The sequence below is a fragment of the Pseudomonas sp. ML96 genome, assembly GCF_000761545.1.
In the GTDB taxonomy this organism is placed as follows: domain Bacteria; phylum Pseudomonadota; class Gammaproteobacteria; order Pseudomonadales; family Pseudomonadaceae; genus Aquipseudomonas.
In genome coordinates this window covers 186,458-206,981 of record NZ_JPMY01000002.1, presented here as the reverse complement: position 1 = coordinate 206,981, position 20,524 = coordinate 186,458, and the positions used below count along the sequence as shown (strand labels likewise).

21 protein-coding genes are annotated in these 20,524 nt (G+C 65.0%); 9 read left to right on the top strand and 12 right to left on the bottom strand.

Translation table 11 applies throughout. The features are described 5' to 3' along the window. Positions 1 to 65: 65 nt before the first annotated feature. Positions 66 to 3,950: a PAS domain S-box protein gene (locus IP89_RS22660; RefSeq protein WP_177326827.1), complete on the bottom strand. Its 3,885-nt coding sequence runs from the start codon at positions 3,948 to 3,950 to the stop codon at positions 66 to 68. Between the two features lie 222 nt (positions 3,951 to 4,172). Beyond that, positions 4,173 to 5,186, bottom strand: a complete 1,014-nt coding sequence (locus IP89_RS01185) for a zinc-binding alcohol dehydrogenase family protein (protein ID WP_043307062.1) — start codon at positions 5,184 to 5,186, stop codon at positions 4,173 to 4,175. Positions 5,187 to 5,342: 156 nt separating this feature from the next. Here IP89_RS01185 and IP89_RS01180 point away from each other — a divergent pair, with 156 nt between their 5' ends. The 3 genes from IP89_RS01180 to IP89_RS01170 are packed head-to-tail and all read left to right on the top strand — an operon-like array spanning position 5,343 to position 7,118. Then, complete coding sequence (locus tag IP89_RS01180) at positions 5,343 to 6,266, top strand: LysR family transcriptional regulator (protein WP_043307061.1); 924 nt, start codon at positions 5,343 to 5,345, stop codon at positions 6,264 to 6,266. 53 nt (positions 6,267 to 6,319) lie between these two features. Further along, a complete protein-coding gene (locus IP89_RS01175) occupies positions 6,320 to 6,586 on the top strand; it encodes a PepSY domain-containing protein (protein ID WP_043307060.1) in 267 nt (88 codons plus the stop codon). Between the two features lie 4 nt (positions 6,587 to 6,590). Next, positions 6,591 to 7,118, top strand: coding sequence for a cytochrome b/b6 domain-containing protein (locus IP89_RS01170; RefSeq protein ID WP_043307059.1), 528 nt, complete (start codon positions 6,591 to 6,593; stop codon positions 7,116 to 7,118). 2 nt (positions 7,119 to 7,120) lie between these two features. On the opposite strand, the gene IP89_RS01165 is transcribed toward IP89_RS01170, so the two are convergent. From IP89_RS01165 to IP89_RS01155, 3 genes are all read right to left on the bottom strand, one after another. Further along, entirely contained in the window at positions 7,121 to 7,777 is a 657-nt protein-coding gene (locus IP89_RS01165; RefSeq protein WP_043307058.1) for a TetR/AcrR family transcriptional regulator, read from the bottom strand. 193 nt (positions 7,778 to 7,970) lie between these two features. After that, positions 7,971 to 8,378, bottom strand: a complete 408-nt coding sequence (locus IP89_RS01160; protein WP_043307057.1) for a hypothetical protein — start codon at positions 8,376 to 8,378, stop codon at positions 7,971 to 7,973. A gap of 7 nt (positions 8,379 to 8,385) precedes the next feature. After that, on the bottom strand, positions 8,386 to 9,306 hold the full coding sequence (locus IP89_RS01155; protein ID WP_043307056.1) for a LysR family transcriptional regulator: 921 nt from the start codon (positions 9,304 to 9,306) through the stop codon (positions 8,386 to 8,388). A gap of 109 nt (positions 9,307 to 9,415) precedes the next feature. Between IP89_RS01155 and IP89_RS01150 the strand changes: the two genes are divergently transcribed. From IP89_RS01150 to IP89_RS01135, 4 genes are all read left to right on the top strand, one after another. Next, positions 9,416 to 10,762, top strand: coding sequence for an aspartate aminotransferase family protein (locus IP89_RS01150; RefSeq protein WP_043307055.1), 1,347 nt, complete (start codon positions 9,416 to 9,418; stop codon positions 10,760 to 10,762). Continuing rightward, positions 10,759 to 11,046, top strand: a complete 288-nt coding sequence (locus IP89_RS01145; RefSeq protein WP_156114959.1) for a cupin domain-containing protein — start codon at positions 10,759 to 10,761, stop codon at positions 11,044 to 11,046. The genes IP89_RS01150 and IP89_RS01145 overlap by 4 nt, the downstream gene beginning before the upstream one ends. Before the next feature lie 57 nt (positions 11,047 to 11,103). After that, complete coding sequence (locus tag IP89_RS01140; protein WP_043307053.1) at positions 11,104 to 12,600, top strand: CoA-acylating methylmalonate-semialdehyde dehydrogenase; 1,497 nt, start codon at positions 11,104 to 11,106, stop codon at positions 12,598 to 12,600. Positions 12,601 to 12,822: 222 nt separating this feature from the next. Further along, positions 12,823 to 13,593: a gamma-glutamyl-gamma-aminobutyrate hydrolase family protein gene (locus tag IP89_RS01135; RefSeq protein WP_218185982.1), complete on the top strand. Its 771-nt coding sequence runs from the start codon at positions 12,823 to 12,825 to the stop codon at positions 13,591 to 13,593. A gap of 71 nt (positions 13,594 to 13,664) precedes the next feature. Here IP89_RS01135 and IP89_RS23230 read toward each other — a convergent pair whose 3' ends face one another. The 3 genes from IP89_RS23230 to IP89_RS01120 all read right to left on the bottom strand — a co-directional run bounded on the left by IP89_RS23230 (position 13,665) and on the right by IP89_RS01120 (position 16,090). Next, positions 13,665 to 14,495, bottom strand: coding sequence for a hypothetical protein (locus tag IP89_RS23230; RefSeq protein WP_156114958.1), 831 nt, complete (start codon positions 14,493 to 14,495; stop codon positions 13,665 to 13,667). A gap of 288 nt (positions 14,496 to 14,783) precedes the next feature. Continuing rightward, entirely contained in the window at positions 14,784 to 15,632 is an 849-nt protein-coding gene (locus IP89_RS01125) for an NYN domain-containing protein (RefSeq protein ID WP_043307216.1), read from the bottom strand. A gap of 110 nt (positions 15,633 to 15,742) precedes the next feature. Further along, a complete protein-coding gene (locus tag IP89_RS01120; protein WP_043307051.1) occupies positions 15,743 to 16,090 on the bottom strand; it encodes a hypothetical protein in 348 nt (115 codons plus the stop codon). A 285-nt stretch (positions 16,091 to 16,375) separates the two neighbouring features. On the opposite strand from IP89_RS01120, the gene IP89_RS01115 reads away from it, so the two are divergent. Continuing rightward, positions 16,376 to 17,098 carry a hypothetical protein gene (locus IP89_RS01115; RefSeq protein WP_052080904.1) on the top strand — a complete coding sequence of 241 codons (723 nt, stop codon included), beginning with the start codon at positions 16,376 to 16,378 and terminating at the stop codon, positions 17,096 to 17,098. Between the two features lie 4 nt (positions 17,099 to 17,102). Here IP89_RS01115 and IP89_RS01110 read toward each other — a convergent pair whose 3' ends face one another. Then, complete coding sequence (locus tag IP89_RS01110) at positions 17,103 to 17,828, bottom strand: ABC transporter substrate-binding protein (RefSeq protein ID WP_043307050.1); 726 nt, start codon at positions 17,826 to 17,828, stop codon at positions 17,103 to 17,105. 73 nt (positions 17,829 to 17,901) lie between these two features. Beyond that, on the bottom strand, positions 17,902 to 18,243 hold the full coding sequence (locus tag IP89_RS01105) for a zinc ribbon domain-containing protein YjdM (RefSeq protein WP_043307049.1): 342 nt from the start codon (positions 18,241 to 18,243) through the stop codon (positions 17,902 to 17,904). A 125-nt stretch (positions 18,244 to 18,368) separates the two neighbouring features. Between IP89_RS01105 and IP89_RS01100 the strand changes: the two genes are divergently transcribed. Next, positions 18,369 to 19,259 carry a YihY/virulence factor BrkB family protein gene (locus IP89_RS01100; protein ID WP_043307048.1) on the top strand — a complete coding sequence of 297 codons (891 nt, stop codon included), beginning with the start codon at positions 18,369 to 18,371 and terminating at the stop codon, positions 19,257 to 19,259. Here the strand turns inward: IP89_RS01100 and IP89_RS01095 are convergent. Together IP89_RS01095 and IP89_RS01090 are read right to left on the bottom strand one after the other, a co-directional pair. After that, positions 19,256 to 19,738, bottom strand: coding sequence for an LEA type 2 family protein (locus IP89_RS01095; RefSeq protein WP_043307047.1), 483 nt, complete (start codon positions 19,736 to 19,738; stop codon positions 19,256 to 19,258). The genes IP89_RS01100 and IP89_RS01095 overlap by 4 nt on opposite strands. 14 nt (positions 19,739 to 19,752) lie before the next feature. Continuing rightward, complete coding sequence (locus IP89_RS01090) at positions 19,753 to 20,511, bottom strand: ABC transporter substrate-binding protein (protein WP_043307046.1); 759 nt, start codon at positions 20,509 to 20,511, stop codon at positions 19,753 to 19,755. Positions 20,512 to 20,524: the final 13 nt, after the last annotated feature.

Genomic DNA, 20,524 nt, shown 5'->3' with positions numbered 1-20,524 from the left:
GCGATCCTCCTGAAAAGGGTGAAGCTGCAGTGTAGACCTGCGCCTGTGGCCTTCCATGACCTGGGTCAACCGACCGACTGCTGGTCGTTATGCAGCCAGTGGGCCAGTTGCACGGCGCTCAGCGGGCGGCTGAACAGGTAGCCCTGGCACTGCTCGCAGCCCAGCTGGCGCAAGGCCTGCAGCTGCTCCAGGGTCTCCACACCCTCGGCCAGCACGCAGAGCTTGAGGTTGCGCGCCAGGCCGACGATGGTGGCGACGATTTCCAGGTTGGCCTGGTCCTCCGGCACGCCGCGCATGAAGCTCTGGTCGATCTTCAGCTTGTCCAGCGGGAAGCGGCGCAGGTAGGCCAGCGACGAATAGCCGGTGCCGAAATCGTCGATGGCCAGCTTCAGGCCCAGCTCCTTGAGCGCGGCCAGGGTGGCCTGGGCCTGTTCGACATTCTCGATCAGCGCGCCCTCGGTGATCTCCAGTTCCAGGTGCTCGGCCGGCAGGCCGGTATCGTGCAGGGCCTCGCGCACCTGCTGCACCAGGTCGGCCTGGCGGAACTGGCGGGGCGACAGGTTCACCGCCAGGGTGTGCAGGTCCATGCCCTGCTGGCGCCAGAACTGCATCTGCCGGCAGGCCTCGCGCAGCACCCAGTTGCCAATGGGCACGATCAGCCCGGTCTCCTCGGCCAGGGGAATGAACTGCGCCGGCGAGACCATGCCTTCGTTGCTGTTCCAGCGCAGCAGGGCCTCCACGCCGATGGCATGGCCGTCGCTGCCGCGCAGCAGGGGCTGGTAGTGGAGGACGAATTCGTTGCGTTTGAGTGCCTGGCGCAGCTGGCCTTCCAGGGTCAGGCGGGTGTGCGCCTGGTGGGTCAGGCCCTGGGTGTAGAAGCGGAAGGTGTTGCGCCCCTCCTGCTTGGCCTGGTGCAGGGCGCTGTCGGCGTTGCGTAGCAGGTCGTCGCTGCTCTGGCCGTCGTCCGGATAGAGGCTGATGCCGATGCTGGCGCCCAGGTAGGCCTCACGGCCGTTGCCCAGCGGCAGCGGGCGCTCCAGCAATTCGATCAGGGTGCGGGCGATGCTGGCCGCTTCCTCAGGGCGCTGCAGGTTTTCCAGCACCACGAGGAATTCGTCACTGGTCAGCCGCGCCAGGGTGTCTTCGTTGCGCAGGCGCTGCTGCAGGCGGCGGGCCACGGCCACCAGCAGCTCGTCGCCGACCTTGTGGCCGAGGCTCTCGTTGATGGTCTTGAAGTTGTCCAGGTCGAAGTACAGCACCGCCACCCGCTCCTGGTGCCGCTGCGCGTGCTCCAGGGCATGGCCCAGGCGCTCCATGGCATACAGGCGATTGGGCAGGTCGGTGAGCGGGTCGAAGTGCGCCAGGTGGGCCAGGCGCTCCTGGCTGTCGCGGTACTGGCTGAGGTCGGTGAAGGTAAGCACGTACTGCGGTTGCTGCGGGTCGCAGTCGCGCACCCGGCTGACGGTGAGCCAGAACGGGAAACGCGAGCCATCGCGGCGGCGGCTGTTCATCTCGCCCTGCCAGTGCCCGTTGTTCTGCACCTTGCGCCACAGGCTGCGATAGCGCGAGCGATCCAGGCTGTTGTCCGGCAGCAGCGGCAGGCGCCGGCCGAGGGCATCCTCGGGACTCAGCCCGGTGATGTTGCTGAAGGCCGGGTTGCTGGTGAGGATGCGCCGCCGCGCATCGACGATCACCACCGCTTCCTGGGTGCTCTCGAACACCGTGGCGGCCTGCTGCAGGGCGAGTTCCTGCTGCTTGCGCACGCCGATGTCCTCGACCACCGAGATGAAGTAGTGCGGCTCGCCGTTGGTGTGGCGCACCAGGGTGGCGCTGAGGTTGGCCCAGAGCACGTTGCCGCTGCGCTGCAGGTAGCGTTTCTCCATGGTCAGGCGCTGGATATCGCCGGCCAGCAGTTGGCGGGTCAGGCCGAGGTCCTTGTCCAGGTCGTCGGGGTGGGTGATGTCCTGGAAGGTCAGCTGCAGCAGCTGTTCGCGGCTGTAGCCGAGCATCTGGCACAGCCGTTGATTGACTCGCAGCCAGCGGCCGTCCGGGGCCAGATGAGCGATGCCAACGGCGGCCTGCTCGAAGGTGGAACGGAAGCGCAGCTCGCTCTGCAGACGTTCGGCATCGCGCTGTTGCTGGCGCACGGCGAGGCCGGCCAGGCGGGTAAACTCGGTGACCAGCTCGATATCCTCGCGGCTCGGCCGGGCCGGGCGCCGGTAGTAGATGCCGAACACGCCGAGCACCTGGTTCTGGTCGCTCTTGAACGGTAGCGACCAGCAGGCACGCAGCCCGGCCTGCTGCGCGACCTCGCGGAAGTCGATCCAGTTGGGGTGGTTGCGGATGTCCTCGACTATGGTCAGCTCGCCACAGGCCGCGGCGTGGCCGCAGCTGCCGCGGTCGACGCCGACCGCCATGCCGTTGACCACCTCGACATAGCTGGCCGGCAGGCTGGGCGCGGTCATGAGGTGCAGCAGGCCGTCATCCAGACGCATGATCGACACCAGCATCTCCGGGCTGATGCGTTCCAGGCGGCGGGCCATGTCGGCCAGGTTCTCCTCCAGCGGTGCCTGCGCCAGCATGCGGTCGAGCACCGCGTTGCGCGCTTCCTGCACGGCCTGGCTGTAGCGCCGCTCGTGAATGTCGTCGAGGCTGCCGCGCAGGCCCAAGCCATGCTGTGCGCCGGCGGCCAGGCGCAGCGAAACCCAGTGTGCGCGGCCATTGGCGTCGCGCAGGCGCAGCTCGCCAATCCAGCTGCTCTGCTGGCGCGCGAGGATGGCGGCGATGTGCTGCTCGGCGGCGTCGCGCTGGTCGTCCTCGATGAAGTCGAGCAGCGGATGGCCGATGCTCTGCTGGATGCTGTAGCCGGTGATGGTCTGCCAGGACGGGTTGACGAAGGTCAGGCGGCCGCTGCCATCGGTGAGGAAGATCGCCTCGTGCAGCTGCTCCACCAGTTCGCGGTAACGGCTCTCGCTGGCCTCTAGTTGCTGGTGGGCGGTCATCTGCCGGCCGAGATCGACATCGACGCAGTACATCTCCAGCTGGTTGCGTGCATTGCGCAGCATCAGATGGCTGGAATACACGTGCACCTCGCTGCCGTCGCGATGGCGCAGGGTCAGCTCGGCGGCAGGAATGGCCGGGCCGCCGATCATCCAGGCGCTGACGCCGCTGACCACCTTGGCGCGCATCGGTGGCGGGATGATCAGATCCTCCAGGCGCCGGCCCAGCGCCTCGGCCAGGCTGTAGCCATACAGCTGGGTGCTGGCCTGGTTCCAGAAGATCACCCGGCGCTCGCTGTCGTAACCCTGCACGGCGATGTGCGGGGTCTGCTCGAACAGCTGGCGGAAGCGCTGTTCGCTCTCGCGCAGGGCCTGCTCGTCGCGCTTCTGCCCACTGATGTTCTGCACGCTGCCATGCAGGCTGCCGTCCTCCGCGCGGCTGCCGCGCAGCAGCAGCCATAGCGGCGGTTCGCTGGCCGGGCGATTGAGGCGCACGTTGATCAGCAGCGGCGCGCCTTCGCGCTGCAGCATGTCGAGGGCACGCTGGGCGGCGTTGCGGTCGCTCGGGTAGATCCAGCCGAGCAGGTCGTCGAGGCTGGCGTCGGTTTCCGTGGCGGTGCGCTCGAACAGCTGCAGGGCCTCGGCGGAGCAGCGCAGGCGGCCGTCGTACTGCCACAGGCCGAGTCCGGCATCGTGTTGCGCCTGGTTCAGCTTGAGGCTCAGGTCCTGCACGGCCTGCTGCGCTTGCTGCTGGGCGCGCCGCTGGCGCTGGCCGAGGAGCAGGATCAGCAGACCGCCGAGTGCGACGAAGAGCAGCGCCATGAGCGTCTGCAGCCAGGCGAAGGTGGTGGGGGCAAGATCCAGCATGCGCAGCAGCAGGTCGCCGCCGAGTATCCAGGCGATGCCGAACAGGAGAAAAACGGTGGCCATCGCTAATGGCCGGTCGAACATGGGTCGCATCCTGAACCCCCAGCAATCCGGTGGAACTCCCCGGACCACTGCCTGCTCGCCGGGTCTTCTTGAGTCTAGCCGCTGCCCTTCAGCGTGCCGGCCGCCCGTCCGGTTGTGCCGTGTGCGCCCGTTGTTGGGAATTGAGTACGGAGGAGAGGAGGAACTGGATGAGAATCGGCGCTGTGCAGGCCGCATTGCACGGCCGGCACGGAGCCTTCGATATCAGAAGCCTTCGAGGACGATCTTGCCGCGCGACTTGCCGCTCTCCAGCAGGGCGTGGGCGCGTTTCAGGTTGGCCGCGTCGATACGACCGAAGTGCTCGCCCAGGGTGGTCTTCAGCACGCCGTCGTCGATCAGCTGGCTGACCCGGTTGAGCAGGCGGTGCTGCTCGATCATGTCGTCGGTCTGGAACAGCGAGCGGGTGTACATGAACTCCCAGTGCAGCGACAGGCTCTTGCGCTTGAGCTTGGCCACGTCGAGCTGCGCCGGATCGTCGATCAGCGCCAGTTTGCCCTGCGGCGCCAGCACGTCGACCAACTGGTCCAGGTGCTGGTCGGTGTGGGTCAGGCTGGCGACCATGCTGATCTGCGCGATGCCCAGTGCCTCCAGTTGCGGACGCAGCGGCTGGCTGTGGTCAATCACATGATGGGCGCCCAGTTCGCGTACCCAGTCCTGGGTCTCGCTGCGCGAGGCGGTGCCGATCACGGTCAGGCCGGTGAGCTGGCGGGCCAGCTGCACCAGGATCGAGCCGACGCCACCGGCAGCGCCGACCACCAGCAGGGTCTGGCCTTCATCACCGTGGCCCTCGCGCACGCCGAGGCGCTCGAACAGCAGTTCCCAGGCGGTGATGGCGGTCAGCGGCAGGGCGGCAGCGCGGGCGAAGTCCAGCGAGCCGGGCATGCGCCCGACGATGCGCTCGTCCACCACGTGCAGCTCGCTGTTGGCGCCGGCACGGTCGATGGCGCCGGCGTAGAACACCTTGTCGCCGGGGCGGAACTGCTTGACCTCGTCACCCACCGCCACCACCACGCCGGCCACGTCCCAGCCCAGCACCTTGGCCTGGCCGGCCTCGGGCGATACGCGCTGGCGGATCTTGGTGTCCACCGGGTTGACCGAGATGGCCTTGACCTCCACCAGCAGGTCGCGCGGGCCGGGTTGCGGCGCCGGCAGTTCGACGTCGAGCAGCGACTCGGCGTGATCGATGGGCAGGGACTGGTAGTAGGCGATGGCTTTCATGCGGCAACTCCTGGGCAGGTCGCAATGGCGAAGTCGAATGTTCCAGCTTAGTCGGCGTGCCGGCTGGCGTTGGCGGCATGTTCGTTTAATCGTCTGGCGAGAAAAAGCGGCCTGCCATAGAGTCTCTTTCAATATTCATTTGAAAATGGAGCCGCCATGCTGCGCCTCGACGATATCGCCCTGTTCGTCCGTACCGCCGAGCTGGGCAGCCTGTCGGCTGCCGCCCGCGAGCTGGACTGTTCGCCAGCGGTGGCCAGCGCCGCGCTCAAGCGTCTGGAGGCGCAACTGCAGACGCGCCTGCTGCTGCGCTCCACGCGCAGCCTGCGCCTAACCGCCGAGGGCGAGCAGTACCTGGCCCACGCTCGTGCTGCCCTGGCCAGCCTGGAGAGCGGCCGCCAGCAGCTGGCCGGCACCCGCGACGAGATCAGCGGCGTGCTGCAGATCGCCGCGCCCTCGGACTTCGGCCGCAATGCGCTGCTGCCCTGGCTCGATGAGTTCCAGGCCGAGCGCCCGCAATTGTCCTTGCGCCTGCTGCTCAGCGACCGCGTCGCCGACCTGTTCCGCCAGCCGGTGGATATCGCCCTGCGCTACGGCGAGCCGGAAGACTCCAGCCTGGTGGCGCTGCCGGTGGCCGCCGACAACCGCCGCGTGCTGTGCGCCGCGCCGGCCTACTTCGCCCGTCACGGGAGGCCGCGCCTGCCGGAGGAGCTGCGCCGGCACAACTGCCTGCTGTACATGCTCGGCGGCCGTGTGCACGAGCGCTGGAGCTTCAGCGACGGGCGCCGCGAGCAGGCGCTGACGGTGAGCGGCAACCGCGTCAGCGACGATGCCGATGTGGTGCGGCGCTGGGCGGTGGCGGGGCAGGGGCTGGTGTACAAGTCCTGGCTGGACGTGGCCGATGACGTGCGCGATGGCCGCCTGGAAGTGGCGTTGCCGGGCTGGCACGGCGAGCCGACGCCGCTGAACCTGATCTGCGCCCACCGTGACCAGCTCAGCGGGCCGGTGCGCCTGCTGCGCGAATTCCTCCAGCAACGCTGCGCCGAGTTGCTGCAGCGGGCGCCCTGGCGAGGCGGCGTCTAAGCTGAGCAGCGCCGGCCTGGCCGGCGCCCATCCGCACCACAAGGAACCGTCCCATGCGCAAATTGCTGCTGCTCTCTCTCGTACTGGCCAGCCCACTGGCCCTCGCCGGCCCGCAGTGCACCACCACCGACAAGGCCCAGTGGCAGGACCAGGCCAAGTTCCAGGAGAACCTCAAGGCCCAGGGCTACGAGATCAAGAAGTTCAAGGTCACCGACGGCAACTGCTACGAGATCTACGGCTGGAACAAGGACAAGCAGAAGGTCGAGATCTACTTCGACCCGGTTTCCGGCAACGCGGTGAAGACCGAGATCGAGGACTGAGCCGGTGAGCCGCGACAGCCTGCAGCTATGGGACCCGCTGGTGCGCCTGTGCCACTGGTCCCTGGTGCTGGCCTTCGTCGCCAACTACTGGTTCACCGAGGAAGGTGACGACTGGCACCGCTGGCTCGGCTACTACGCCGTGGGTTGGCTGGCGGTGCGCCTGGTATGGGGCTTCGTCGGCCCGACGCCGGCGCGCTGGGCGGACTTCTGGCCGACTCCGGCGCGCCTGCGCGAACACTTTTGCGCGTTGCTGCAACGGCGTGACTATCACCGCCTCGGCCACTCGCCGATCGGCGCCCTGGTGATGGTGCTGATGCTGCTGATGATGCTCGGCCTGGGCGTGACCGGCTTCCTGATGGAGGAGGTGGACTACTTCTGGGGCGAGGACCTGCCGCTGCAGATCCATGCCTTCTTTGCCGATGCGCTGCTGGCGCTGGTCTGCGTGCATCTCACCGCGGCGCTGGTGGAGAGCCTGCGCCTGCGCGAGAACCTGCCGCTGTCGATGATCACCGGGCGCCGTCGGCGCCCCTAGCTTCAGGCCGGCGGCGTCAGGCCGCAGCCTTTGAGGATGATGCGCACCAGGTTGCTGGTGGCTTCCTCGTAATCGGCCTTCTTCAAGCTGCTTTTGCCGGAGTACAGGGCGATCTGGCTGGCGAAGTCGGCGTAGTGCTGGGTGCTGCCCCAGAGCATGAAGATCAGGTGCGCCGGGTCGATCGGGTCCATCTTGCCGGCATCGATCCAGGCCTGGATCACCGCGGTACGGCCGTGGAACCAGTCGCGCGAGCCCTGGCTGTAGTGGGCCGCCAGTTGCTGACCACCGCTGATCACTTCCATGGCGAAGATGCGCGAGGCCAGCGGCTGGGTGCGCGAGAACTCGATCTTGGAGCGGATGTAGCGGCTCAGTGCCTCGGCCGGGTCGTCATTGACCGTCATGCCGTCGAGGGCCTTTTCCCACTGGCAGAGAATGTTCTGCAGTACCGCGATGTACAGGCCCTGCTTGCTGCTGAAGTAGTAGTGCAGATTGGCCTTGGGCAGCCCCACCGCCTGGGCGATGCTGTTCATGCTGGTGCCTTTGTAGCCGTGCCGGGCGAACTCCACCTCGGCGGCGGCGATGATGGCTTTTTCGTTCTTCTGGCGGATGCGACCGGCAGGTTTGGCGGCGCTGGGAGCGGGGGTTGAGGCAGCAGGCATCGAGGCAGGTCCGTACAGATGATCGGCTTGTCTGCGCACTGATAACTCAGCGCGGAAGACTAGACAAGCCTCTCGCGTCAAAAACGTGTTCAGCTCACAGTGAGACCTGACCGAACGGACGGAATACTGCCAAAAACGTCAGAAAACCGTCTTTGACCGTGCGGTCGTGCTCGCTTGTAAAATGGCGCTGCGCTTAGTGGTACGGGCGTTCCAGCGAAGCGACGTGGTCGGTCGAGGCGTAGATGAATAGCCCTTCTGACCGCTGTGTCAGGTTGTAGGATTCGCGCCAGCTGCGCAGGACCAGTCCTGCGGCGTCCAGCAGCTCCCAAGTGACGCTGGCCAACAGGCTGTCGGCGCCCAGTATGACGACCTCCAGCGCAGCGAAGCGGCAGCTGCGACAGCCGAGCGCGGCATAGGCGTCGAGCACCTGCTGGAAGTAGGCCGCGGTCTCGCCTGCCGTGGCGAACACGCGTAGTTCGCCCTCGGCATTCAGCGCCAGGTAGGGCTGCGCATAGCGGCTGGCGACCCGCTGCCCGTCGAAGCTGGCGAAGGCCTCGACGAAGTCGCTGAAGAAGGCGTGCAGCGCATCATTCTGCGTCATGGGTAGCTCAGCTGGTCTTGGCCAGCGCCTCCAGGAAGGTCTCCAGCACCATCTGCGGCCGCCGGCCCTTGCGCGTCACCGAGGCCAGGGTCAGGTCGTAGAAGCGCGAGTTGGGCTTGAGCACGCGCAGGCGGCCCTGCTGCACCCATTGCTGGGCGTAGTGGTCGGCCAGGTAGCCGATATAGCGCCCGGTGAGAATAAGGAAGGCCATGCCCTCGCGGTCCGAGGCACTGGCCGTGCAGTTGAGCACCTGGTACTGGCTCTGCACCTCCGGCGGCAGGCGGAAGGTCGGGGCGATGGCGTCCTGGGCATTCAGGCGCTCGTCGGACAGCTGGTTGTCGTCCACATAGAACAGCGGGTGGCCCACCGCGCAGTACAGCTGCGAGCGCTCGCCGTACAGCGGTTGGTACTCCAGGCCGGACAGCGCGTGGCTCTGCGGCACCACGCCGACGTGCAGGCTGCCGTCGAGCACGCCCTGTTCCACCTCCGAAGGTGGTGTCATGCGGATCTGGATGCGCACCTCCGGGCCCTGTTCCTTGAGCCGTGCTAATGCATGGGTAATGCGCATATGCGGCACGGTGACCAGGTTGTCGGTCAGGCCGATATGCAGCTCGCCGCGCAGCTCGCGGTGCAGGCCGTTGACGTTGTTGCGGAAGCTCTCCAGCGCGCCGAACAGCTGCAGCGACGACTGGTACACCTCGCGCCCTTCGTCGGTCAGGGCGAAGCCGGCGCGGCCGCGCTGGCACAGGCGCAGGCCCAGGCGCTGCTCCAGATCGCTCATCTGCTGGCTGATGGCCGAGCGGCCGATGCCCAGCACGCTCTCGGCGGCGGAGAAGCCGCCACACTCGACCACGCTACGGAACAGGCGCAGCAGGCGGATTTCAAAGTCACTGACCTGGGCCAGCGGGTCGGGGCGGCGACTGCTCATTGTTTAGCTGCTACTTAACTTAAAGTACGAAGAATTGGATTTTCGTGACTTTATGCCCGTGGCACCTTTCGCTGCAACAACAAACAGGTCCCGCTCCGGGAGAGCCACGATGAACATGCCGCAGTCTGCCACCCCGTCCCTGGCCAGCCAGCTCAAGCTGGACGCCCACTGGATGCCCTTCTCCGCCAACCGCAACTTCAAGCGCGATCCGCGCCTGATCGTCGCCGCCGAAGGCAACATCCTGATCGACGACCAGGGCCGCCGCGTGTTCGACAGCCTCTCCGGCCTGTGGACCTGTGGCGCCGGCCACAGTCGCAAGGAAATCCAGGAGGCCGTGGCCAAGCAGCTCGGCACCCTCGACTACTCGCCGGGCTTCCAGTACGGCCACGCGCTGTCCTTCAAGCTGGCCGAGAAGATCGCCGACCTGCTGCCGGGCGAGCTCAACCACGTGTTCTTCACCGGTTCCGGCTCCGAGTGTGCCGACACCGCGGTGAAGATGGCCAAGGCCTACTGGCGCCTGAAGGGCCAACCGGCCAAGACCAAGTTCATCGGCCGCGCCCGTGGCTACCACGGCGTGAACATCGCCGGCACCGCCCTGGGCGGCATCGGCGGCAACCGCAAGATGTACGGCCAGCTGATGGACGCCGACCACCTGCCGCACACCCTGCAGCCGGGCATGGCGTTCACCAAAGGCATGGCCGAGACCGGCGGCGTGGAGCTGGCCAACGAGCTGCTCAAGCTGATCGAACTGCATGACGCCTCCAACATCGCCGCCGTCATCGTCGAGCCGCTGTCCGGTTCCGCCGGCGCGCTGATCCCGCCGAAGGGCTACCTGGAGCGCCTGCGCGAGATCTGCACCCAGCACAACATCCTGCTGATCTTCGACGAAGTGATCACCGGCTTCGGCCGCATGGGCAAGTGGAGCGGTGCGGAATACTTCGGCGTCACCCCGGACATCCTCAACGCTGCCAAGCAGATCACCAACGGTGCCATCCCGCTGGGCGCGGTCGTGGCCTCCAAGGAGATCTACGACACCTTCATGCACCAGGCCATCCCTGAGCACATGATCGAGTTCACCCACGGCTACACCTACTCGGCCCACCCGGTTGCCTGCGCCGCCGGCCTGGCCACCCTGGAGCTGCTGGAAAAAGACAACCTGATCCAGCAGTCCGCCGATCTGGCGCCGCACTTCGAGAATGTCCTGCACGGCCTCAAGGGCAGCAAGCATGTCATCGACATCCGCAACTGCGGCCTGGTCGGTGCCCTGCAACTGGCCCCGCGTGACGGCGACCCGACCATCCGCCCGTTCGAAGCCGGCATGGCTCTGTGGAAAGCTGGCTTCTACGTGCGCTTCGGTGGCGACACCCTGCAGTTCGGGCCGACCTTCAACACCAAGCCGGAAGAGTTGGACCGCCTGTTCAACGCCGTCGGCGACGTGCTGAACAAGCTCGATTGATGAGCCGGCCCAAGGCGGTGCCCACCGTGCAGGTGGAAAACGACCGAGTCATCGTCACCGAGTGGCGCTTCGCCCCCGGTGCCGAGACCGGCGCCCACCGCCACGGCTACGACTACGTGGTGACGCCGATGACCGACGGAGTCCTGCTGCTGGAAACCCCCGAGGGCGAGCGTCACGCACCCCTGGTGGCCGGCCGCTCGTACTTCCGCCAGGCCGGCGTCGAACACAACGTGGTCAACGCCAGCGACCACGAAGTGGTCTTCGTCGAAACCGAAATCAAATGATTCGCGGCGGCTGCGCCCAGCGCGGCCGCCCCACAGAACACCAATGAGGGAACACCCATGAGTACCGTCGCCCACTTCATCAATGGCGAAATCGTGCTGCGCAACGGCCGCACCGCCCAGGTCTTCAACCCATCCATCGGCGAGCCGGTGCGTCAGGTCGAGCTGGCCGACCGCGTTACCATCCAGTCCGCCATCGATGCTGCCAAGGCCGCCTTCCCGGCCTGGCGCAATACCCCGCCGGCCAAGCGCGCCCAGGTGATGTTCCGCTTCAAGCAACTGCTGGAGCAGAACAAGGACAAGATCGCCGCGCTGATCAGCGAAGAGCACGGCAAGACCATCGAAGACGCCATCGGCGAGCTGCAGCGCGGCATCGAGAACGTCGAATACGCCTGCGGCGCTCCCGAGCTGCTGAAGGGCGAGTACAACCGCAACGTCGGCCCGAACATCGACAGCTGGAGCGATTTCCAGCCGCTGGGCGTGGTTGCCGGTATCACCCCGTTCAACTTCCCAGCCATGGTGCCGCTGTGGATGTACCCGCTGGCCATCGCCTGCGGCAACTGCTTCATCCTCAAGCCGTCCGAGCGTGACCCGAGCTCCACCTTGTACATCGCCCAGCTGCTGCACGAAGCCGGCCTGCCCAAGGGTGTGATCGGCGTGATCAACGGCGACAAGGAAGCGGTGGACGCGCTGATCGAAGCGCCGGAAGTCAAAGCCATCAGCTTCGTCGGCTCCACGCCGATCGCCGAATACATCTACACCGAGGCCAACAAGCGCGGTAAGCGCGTACAGGCCCTGGGCGGCGCCAAGAACCATGCCGTGGTACTGCCGGACGCCGACCTCGACAACACCGTCAACGCCCTGATGGGCGCTGCCTACGGCTCCTGCGGCGAGCGCTGCATGGCCATCTCCGTGGCCGTGGCCGTGGGTGACCAGGTTGCCGACAAGCTGGTCGAGAAGCTGGTACCGAAAATCACCGGCCTGAAAATCGGCGCCGGCACCTCCTGCGGCCTGGACATGGGCCCGCTGGTCACCGGCGCTGCCCGTGACAAGGTCAAGGGCTACATCGACAGTGGCGTGGCGCAAGGCGCCAAGCTGGTGGTCGACGGTCGCGGCATCTCGGTCGCAGGCAACGAGGCTGGCTTCTTCGTCGGCGGCACCCTGTTCGACCACGTCACCAGCGATATGACCATCTACCAGGAAGAGATCTTCGGCCCGGTCCTGTGCATCGTCCGCGTCGGCAGCCTGGAAGAGGCGATGAAGCTGATCAACGACCACGAGTACGGCAACGGCACCTGCCTGTTCACCCGCGACGGTGAAGCGGCGCGCCTGTTCTGCGACGAGATCGAAGTCGGCATGGTCGGCGTCAACGTACCGCTGCCGGTACCGGTGGCCTACCACAGCTTCGGCGGCTGGAAGCGCTCGCTGTTTGGCGACCTGCACGCCTACGGCCCGGACGGCGTGCGCTTCTACACCAAGCGCAAGACCATCACCCAGCGCTGGCCGCAGCGCGCCAGCCACGAGGCGGCGCAATTCGCCTTCCCGAGCAACAGCTGATGTAACCCGAGGGCCGGTCGCAAGACCGGCCCTTTTTTGTTCCGTTTTACGCAGTAAACCAGCCGCGCGGGCGCGGCGTTGGTGCAGTGACCCGGCAAAGATCGGGAAACGGCACCCCTTGGGTGAGCGGGTTCACGGTTATCGTGACCCGGTAACCCGCTGTCCCAAGGGCAGCCCACTTCAATCTCAAATGAAGAGGACACCCTTGCAATGAACAAACCCATGATTGGCCTTCCCCTGTGCCGCTGGCAGCTGACTGACCGCGACATCGGCTGGTTCCACTTGGTGGGCGAGAAATACATTCAGGCCGTCACCGGCTTCGGCGCCTTCCCGCTGATGATCCCGGCCTTCGGCGACGACCTGGACATGGACACCGTGCTCGATAACGTCTCCGGCATCCTGTTCGGCGGCTCGCTGTCCAACGTACACCCCAGCTTCTACGGCGACGACCACCCCGGCCTGGGCCTGGCCGACAAACCCCGCGACGCCACCGTGCTGCGCCTGATGCGCGCCTGCATCGACCGCGGCATTCCCTTCCTCGGCATCTGCCGCGGTGTGCAGGAACTCAACGTGCTGTACGGCGGCACCCTGCACCGCGAAGTGCACCTAGTGCCCGGTCGCCTCGACCACCGCGAAGTGAAGGACGTGCCGGACAACGTGGCCTACGGCCCGATCCACAAGGTCGCTCTGACCGAGGGTGGTGTGCTGCACAAGCTGCTCGGCGAGCGCGAGATCAGCGTCAACTCCCTGCATGGCCAGGGCATCGACCGTCTGGGCGAGGGCTTACAGGTAGAGGCCGTCTGCGAGGACGGGCAGATTGAGGCGGTCAGCGTGATTGGCGCCAAGGCGTTTGCCGTTGGGGTGCAGTGGCACCCGGAGTATCGCTATTGGGAGAAAGATGATTACAACGCGCTGATTGGGGCGTTCCATGAGGCGGCGAGGGAGTATCAGGCCAGCAAGCTGGTTAAGCGCAGGGAGGCAGTAGAAGCCTGAATCTAGTTGCTAATAAAAAGGCCCGTCTAATGACGGGCCTTTTTATTAGGGGGGTGCTAGCGGATTACCCACTACAGGCCGGTGATGACGGTAAATTCAATGAATGCAGGCCCTGCTTTGTTGATCACGAACCGAGCACTTTTAAAGGCGTATTCCTCGCCCTCTTGGTAGTCGAGAACGACGTCCTGAGTGAAGTCAGGTCTCGTCTGGCCGTGGGAGGTGAATTCTTTGTAAACGAAACGGATCTGCCCTGCTGATACGCCTGAGTAAATTAATACTTGCAGTGGTGTTTGGTAGCTCGCGCTATTACTCAAGTTTTCTTCAATTTCGCTAGTTGAAAGCTTTACTGGGCGATCCAAATCCGCTGTGTAGTAAGTGCTTGTGCCACTGGAGGTCCAGTTCCAATAGATTTTTGTAGCCAATTCGGGAGTGTCATAGGGGGCAATCAGGCCGCCAAAAGCAGGCTCATTGCCTGCTGTTACAAAGCCTCGTGGGTACTGGTAAAGATGGCCGCTTTTAACGGTTCCTTCTGACTTGAGAGTTGCTGGTGCGAGATGGAAGTTGAACGATCTGAGTTTGTGCTTGATGTCTGCTGAAGCACCTTCCTGCATAACGGCAATTTTGCGTGCGATCTTTCCAGACGTCAGTGCGTACTCTCCTGCCGTGAGCATTTCCTCACCTACGGCCGCTTTTCGTTTAACTGGAGCGGTTAATCGCTTTCCGGGGATAACACGACCACTGTCGTGGCTAAGCACTTGCTCGCTTGTCAGTTCCGAGGCACACCCCGGCAGCAGGACTGCAGTTAGGATGATGGCTAGGGTTTTGGGGGCTGAGTAAGACTTCATGGCAATTCCGCAGTGGCTAATAGCAATTGATGACTTGTGATGGAGCTCGTGGAGCATGTTTTGCATCGTTCCTCGACTGCTCCGAGCATCCTAGGACGGGAAGTCTTCATGCGCGCAGACTCCCCGTCAGTAGGCCGAGTGGAGGTGTTGCGCAGGGGGACGCGAGGCATGGATGCCGAGCGAGGAACGAAGGGACAGGGACGTCCCTTCGTGACGGCCCCCGGAGCGGCGCCGGAAGGAGGGGAGTCGAGCGCAGCGAGACCCGGATGCCGGGGTGTGTTTCTTTGCCTAGCTTTCTTTGCACAAGCAAAGAAAGTAGGTCGCCCAGCAGGGCGAAATCTGGGCTCAAGGTGATGCATTGGCCGAGTTTGGCTTGGTTGCTTTTCGGCTACGGACAAATAAGTCTTTGCCGCCGGTAGACGAAGTACCGCGCTCCTGAATTTCAAATGCATGGTTACAGGCTTTAATCAGGCCGCTTAGTTTTTTGTGGCCATAGAGTCGGGTGTCGAAGTCAGAGCGCAGCTTGCTGAGGGTTGCCCCTAGTCCACCCAGTTGTGCCCAGCCTTCCTCGTCAGAAATGTCCTCGATTACCTTGGTAATGAAGTCCACTGGAATCTTCTGCGGTTTGACCTTGGCTACCGTTGTTTGGGTTGCAGGTTTGGCTTCAGTTGCAGCTGTGGGTGTGGCGGCGGCGGTCGATTTACTGGTGGGAGCCTCTACCTCGCTGACATCGGTATCGCTACGCAGCAACTCGGTATAAATGAACTTGTCGCACGCTGACACGAACGGCTTCGGCGTCTTCTGCTCGCCAAAGCCGATCACCTCCAACCCTTCCTCACGAATCCGCGCCGCTAGGCGGGTGAAGTCGCTGTCGCTGGAGACCAGGCAGAACCCATCGAAACGCCGGGTGTAGAGCAGGTCCATCGCGTCGATGATCAGCGAGCTATCGGTGGCGTTTTTGCCCTTGGTGTAAGCGAACTGTTGGATAGGCTGGATGGAGTAGTCCAGAAGCACCTGCTTCCAGCCGCCCAGGTTGGGGAGGGTCCAGTCGCCATAGATGCGCTTGACGCTGGCCAGCCCGTACTTGGCGATTTCCTCGAACAGTCCTTCAACGATGGCTGCAGAGGCATTGTCTGCATCGATGAGCACGGCGAGGTGCTTCTGGTGCCGAGGTGTAGGGTTCTTGTTGGCCATGGCGCATCCCTGCTGGTCGATGCGTCCGACCATACTGCACGGAGCTGGCCCAATGCCATAGCTGGCTTTCCAGCCACAAAGAAGAAGCCCCGCCTAAGCGGGGCCCCCAGTCACCAGCGATAGTCGTCGTGGTGATGACGACGATGATGCTTACGCCAATGCTTGTGATGATGACGCGGCTCCGGCACGTAATACACCGGCCCCGGCCTGTAATACACCGGCCGCTCCACATACACCGGCTGCGGGTAATAAGCCACCGGAGGCGGTGGCGGTGCGTAGTACACCGGCTCCGGCTCATAGACCCGGACCGGACGCTGGCTGGCGATAACTCCACCGATGATGGCGCCGACCGCAACACCCGCGGCCACATCGCCGCCGTCTGCCGCTTGGGCCTGTTGCTCGCCAGCGAGAGCAAGGCTGGCGATCAGGCCGGTAATGAGGGGGATACGCGAAAGCATGGTCGAGACTCCTGTATCACCGGAGGTTTCCGGTTACTGCGTTCGACTGTATGCACCGCGATACTTTCCCGGCGGCAATGTAAATCCTATGTAAAAGAGCGGCTTACCACCGTTCGTCGGGCTTGCCGGGCAAGGTTGAGGAGCATCGCTGGCGAGGTGGAAAACCCGCGATCTAGAGCCGTTGCGCTCGCTGCCTGAATAGCCGCTCGAGCGCAGCGCGAAGCAAGTCCGGGGTTTTGCGCTTTACTGCTAGCCGAGGGTTCACAGGAGAGCGGGGGCAATCCGATGAATTCAGCCAAGGCCTGGAGACTGGGCTCGGTGCTGGCGCTAGGGGTAGCGCTGGGCCTGGGCGGCTGCTCCGGGCAACTGGACCACGCCAGCATCATCAGCAAGACCACCGAGCTCAAACCCGGTGAACTGCTGCAGAGCGACGTGGACCGCATGGCCACCCTGGCCATGCGCAACAACCTCAATAGCCTGTACCTGCTGCTGGGCAAGCTGTACCAGCGCAACCCACGCGAATGGCGCAAGACCGGGCTGCCCAACCGCACGGCAGCGGAGCAGGCGATCCACCAGGCCATCGAGCTGAACCAGCCGTTGCCGCAGCTCGGCGGCCGGCGCGACGTGGCGGCGCTCAGCTACTCGCTGAGTCCGGATTTCCAGGGCGACCGCGTCGGCGCCTTCATCTATTCGCTGGGCAGTATGCTGATCACCGCCCACGGCGGGCGTACCGAGTTTTACCTGACCGATTCGTTCGATGCGCAGTTCATCCACAACGCCGCGCGCAACATCGAGAAGGCCGCCTGGATGCTCGCCCAGCGCCGCGACGACCAGGGCCGCCCGCTGCTGCTGTCCAACGACGAGGGCAACCTTAGCTACGCGGTGGAGTTCGGCAAGATGACCGCGCGCCTGGACCTGCTCACCCACGTGCTGGAGGAGCGCTACCGGCGCCTCGGGGTGAACTACGCGCAGAGCCTGCTGTTCATCAACTTCCTGCCGGTGCAGTGAGGCGTCACTCTTCCCACTTGCGCAGGATCTTCTGCAGCGCGCCGCTGGCGCGGACCTGCTTCAGCGCCGCGGCGAACTGCTCGGCACGAGCCTTGTCACCCTTGGCGAAGGCGACGTAGCGCGGCATCTCCACCAGTGGTTTGGGCAACAGGCGCACGCTGTCCTGGGCGCGTTGTTCCTGGATGAAATAAAGCAGCTGGGTGCGGTCGCCGACGATGATGTCGATGCGCCCGGCCAGCAGCATGGACACCAGCTGGCGAGGGTTCTGCGCGCTGGTGTCGCGGCGCAGGTCAGCCTTGTCGTAGTTGGATTCGTAGGCGTAGCCGCGTACCTGGCCGATGACGAAGGGGCTGAAGTCGTCGAGGCTCTGCCAGTCGTCGATGGCTGTCTTGTGGGTGGTCATGAACACGGTGGAGCCGGTGCGGATGGGGCCGACCAGTTCGTACTGTTCTTGGCGTTCCGGGGTGCCGGCGAACTGGAAGGCCATCTCGGTCTCGCCGCGCTCGAGCATGCGCTTGACCCGTTCCCACGGATACAGGCGCAGGTTGTAGGCAATGCCGGCCTGGCGCATGACCGCCTCGACCATCTCCACGTCGACGCCGCGCGGGGTGTCGTCTTCCTGGGTGACGAAGCTGTAGGGGGCGAATTGTTCGTCGCCGACCACCCGCCAGGTTTCGGCGGCGAGCAGCGGGCTGAAGATCAGGAGCAGGAGCAGCGACAGACTGCGCATCGTGTTCTCCCGAGGAGGCGGACGCCTGGTGCGTCCGTTCCCTTCAGCCTAGCCGCTGGGGTGGCCGCGTGGGTCAGACCTTGCGTACGAATTCCGACTTCAGCTTCATCGCGCCGATGCCGTCGATCTTGCAGTCGATGTCGTGGTCGCCGTCGACCAGGCGGATGTTCTTCACCTTGGTGCCGACCTTGACCACCAGGGACGAGCCCTTGACCTTGAGGTCCTTGATCACGGTGACGCTGTCGCCGTCCTGCAGCAGGTTGCCGACCGAGTCCTTGATCACGCGCTCGCCGTCGGCGTCCTGCGCGGCTGCATCGGCCGACCATTCGTGGGCGCACTCCGGGCAGACCAGCTGGGCGCTGTCTTCGTAGGTGTATTCGGAGCTGCACTTGGGGCAGGGTGGCAGGGTGCTCATGGGAAAACCTCGGTCGAACGTAAAGGCCGCAGATTGTATAGGGCTTTTACTGCCTGCGGGCGATTGGTCGAACCGATCCGCCTGCGCCGCCGTCCCACCTTGCAGGAGAACGCGGCGGAGGACGCATGGCTTTCATCGATTTGCGCGGGGTGTCCTGGCGCACCATTGCCCGGCAGACGGTCAGCGACTTCGTCGACGACGAGTTGCCGACCTACGCCTCGGCGCTGGCCTTCCAGCTGTTCTTCTCGCTGTTTCCCTTCCTGCTGTTCCTCATCGCCCTGATCGGCGTGCTGGATGCCCAGCCGATCTTCGACTGGCTGCACGAGCAGGCCGCGCTGCTGCTGCCGCGCGAGGCGCTGGGCCTGGTCGACCCGGTGATCGCGCAACTGCAGACACAGAAGGGTGGTCTGTTCTCCATTGGTATCCTGCTGGCGCTGTGGACCTCATCGGCGGCGGTGCGCTCGACCATGGCGGCGATGAATCGCGCCTACGGCGTGGCCGATGCACGACCGGCGTGGAAGCTGGTGCCGCTGTCGCTGCTGTACACGGTGGCGGTGGCGCTGATCATGCTGATGGTCGCCGCGCTGATGGTGCTCGGGCCGCAGGCGATGAACTGGCTGGCCGGCCAGTTCGGCCTGGAACAGACGGTGGTGTTGCTCTGGTCCTGGCTGCGCTGGCCACTGGCGGTGTTGATGCTGATGGTCGTGGTGGCGGCGGTGTACTACCTGGCGCCGGACGTGCAGCAAGAGTTCCGCTTCATCACCCCAGGCTCGGTGCTGGCGGTGCTGGTGTGGATCGCCGCATCGCTGGGCTTCGGCTTTTACGCGCAGAACTTTGCCGACTACAACGCCACCTACGGCAGCATCGGCGCGATCATCGTGTTCCTGCTCTACCTGTATATCTCTTCGGCGGTGCTGCTGTTCGGCGCGGAGCTCAACGCGGTGATCGAGCACCACGCCAGCGAGGGCAAGGAACCGGGCGAGAAGGTCGCCTCAGGCGCTGCGGCGGAGCACTAGCGGGTTCCCTCGGGCAGCGGCTGCTGCGGCCAGTTGAAGGTGCCGGCATCGCTGAAACGCGCGGTGCCGAACAGGCCGCCACCGAGCTTGCCGCGCAGCTCGTAGGGCAGGCCGCGACCATTCTGGTAACCGGCGGCGGCCCAGGCCTGGCGCATCACCGACAGAGCCGAAATGCTTAGCGGCACGCGCAGCAGTTCCTCGCCATAACGCGGCACCTGCCCGCTCTGGTCGCTCACGCCGCTGGCCAATGGCTGGCCGTTGACGTCCAGCTCGACGCTGAGACCGTCGTAGTCGATTGGGTTGTCGTTGGGGTTCTGCACCCGCAGGACCACGGCGAAGCGCATCTCCATGCCCTGCGCCGGCAACGGCTCCAGGCCGACTAGGTCTATGCGCAGCGGATCGCGTGGCGCCAGCACGGCGCAGCCGCCCTGGGTGACGACGAGCAGAAGCAGCAGGGCGCGGGTCAGGCGCTGGTACATCGTGGGCACCTTGATCAAGGATTGGACGGAGCGTCTTCTCGGTGTAGACGGATGGCGTCGTCGAAGCGTTCCACCACCTGCTCTGCGACCTTGCGCGAGAACATCAGGTGCATGGGTTCTTGTGGGTGTTCGCTGACGGCGAACAGTTGCATCGGTTGGCCGCCGACCGATTGTTGGGCCTGGGCCACGCTGGCTTCGACCAGGTAGCCGTCGATGCGGCCGAGGCTCAGCACCTGGTGCAGCTGCTGGTCCCAGCGCACTTCCATGCGCTGATTGCGGGCGGCCGGGTCACGCACGATGGCTTCCAGGGTTTCCCCGTAGTAGAAGCCGCGAATCAGGCCGAGTGTGCGCGGCTGGCCATTGGGCCGTGGCTCGGCCAGCCAGTCCACCAGTGAGATCCGGCCAAGTTCTTGTTGGCGTGGCCCTTCAGGAGCACGGATCACCAGCACCATCTGCTCCTGGCGGTAGGCCTGGCTGAACTGGGCGTAGGCCTCGCGCTCGGCGGTGCGGCTGGCGCCGTAGAGCATGTCCAGCTGGCCCTGCTTGAGCAGCTGCAGGGCGCGTGCCCAGGGCAGTTCGACGAACTGCAGTTGGCAGCCGGCGCCGCTGGCCAGTTGCTGGAGCAGCTCGTACTCGCTGCCGGTCAGCTGCTCGTCCTGTTGGTAGATCAGGGGGAACCACTCTTCCCAGCCTACCCGCAGCTTGCAGCTGCTCTGCTTGGCCACTGCTGCGTTGGCGAATACAAGGCACAGGGCGAGGAGAACTGGCTTCATGGTGGCTACTACT